This is a genomic window from Sulfurimonas sp. NWX79, from assembly GCF_039667035.1.
In the GTDB taxonomy this organism is placed as follows: Bacteria; Campylobacterota; Campylobacteria; order Campylobacterales; family Sulfurimonadaceae; genus Sulfurimonas; species Sulfurimonas indica.
Genome location: NZ_JALCZL010000051.1, coordinates 1 through 1,427, shown reverse-complemented (window position 1 = coordinate 1,427; position 1,427 = coordinate 1). Strand labels below are relative to the sequence as shown.

General features: G+C 36.2%; 2 protein-coding genes, 1 tRNA gene and 1 pseudogene. All 4 read left to right on the top strand.

Annotated features, from left to right (window positions below; translation table 11 throughout):
* Positions 1 to 168, top strand: a pseudogene (locus MNY27_RS10835) (aminofutalosine synthase MqnE); the annotation flags it as partial.
* 95 nt (positions 169 to 263) lie between these two features.
* Positions 264 to 1,016, top strand: a complete 753-nt coding sequence (locus tag MNY27_RS10830; RefSeq protein WP_346392339.1) for a glycosyltransferase family A protein — start codon at positions 264 to 266, stop codon at positions 1,014 to 1,016.
* A 44-nt stretch (positions 1,017 to 1,060) separates the two neighbouring features.
* Positions 1,061 to 1,136 (top strand) — tRNA-Phe (locus tag MNY27_RS10825).
* 178 nt (positions 1,137 to 1,314) lie between these two features.
* A partial coding sequence (locus MNY27_RS10820) for a winged helix-turn-helix transcriptional regulator (RefSeq protein WP_346392340.1) occupies positions 1,315 to 1,427 on the top strand: 113 nt, incomplete at its 3' end.

The window sequence follows — 1,427 nt, the reverse complement described above, 5'->3', positions numbered from 1 at the left end:
GGAGCAAATGATTTAGATGGGACAATTGAAAAAGAGTCCATTAACTCTGCAGCAGGTGCAAAGAGTGCAAACGGTGTGGATGTCAATGAATTTACGGCACTTATTAAAAACAGTGGATTTATTCCTGTAGAGAGGGACAGTGTCTATAATGAGATAAAGGTTTGGTAGGCGTTTAGAGGGGCAGGGATAAATCCCTGCTTCCGGAGAGGTTGGCAGTTTTGTCGGATCCCGGGATTCATCCCAGGCAAAAATAGGAGAATAGATTGGATATTACAGTCATTATCCCCACATACAACCGCTATGAACTGTTAAAAAGGGCTATCACTTCAGTATATGCCCAAACGCATCCACCAAAAGAGCTTATAATCATTGATGATGGCTCAACTGATAATACGAAACAAATAACAAAAGATTTCCCAGACATCATTTACATATACCAAGAAAACAGAGGTGTATCGTGCGCTAGAAATGTTGGCATAAAAGCAACAAAGTATGAATGGATAGCTTTTTTGGACTCTGATGATGAGTGGGATGAAAAGAAACTTGAGAAACAAGTAAGCTTCCATGAGAGTAATCCAGATATTTTGATGAGCTATACAGCAGAGCAGTGGATTCGAAATGGGCAGGTCATCAAAATACCTAAAAAATATAGAAAAGTAGGAGATGATATTTTTATGGAAAACCTCTCTTACTGTAACATCGCACCATCTTCTGTAGTTATGCACAAAAAACTTTTTGAGAGTGTTGGACTTTTTGACGAGAGCTTACCGGTGTGTGAAGATTATGATCTGTGGTTGCGAATACTACTAAAACACAAAGTAGGACTCATTAATGAAAAACTCATCATAAAACATGCAGGACACGATAAACAGTTGGGTTTTTCGAAAGATTTGGACAAGTACCGTATGTATGCTTTAGAAAAACTACTTCAATTTGTTGAACAAAAAGAGATGAAAGAAGAAATAGCAAAAGAATTGGAAGCAAAAATGAATTATCATGGAATTTTTACTTTGTAAGGAACTATTCAGTTAAGTATGATTATAATTCCAACTCTTCAAAAGGCCTGTTAGCTCAGTCGGTAGAGCAAGTGACTGAAAATCACTGTGTCCTTGGTTCGATTCCGAGACAGGCCACCACTTTAATACAATCACAACCATTTTACCACCTCCTTTTAAATTCCATGAATAACATAAGAAAACATAATTTGCCATTTGTAAGAAAAAAAGCTACAATACTACAATCATTCAATAATTGAATTTTATATTATACTTTTTTAGGAAACAAATATTGCAAAATGAAGAACTAACACTCAATGTGCTTAGAAAAATTGAAATAACAAAGAGCCAAAAATCTCTAGCCGATGAACTGAGCCTAAGTGTCGGAAAAGTAAACTACGTCATCAAAGCCCTCATAGAAAAAGGTCTCAT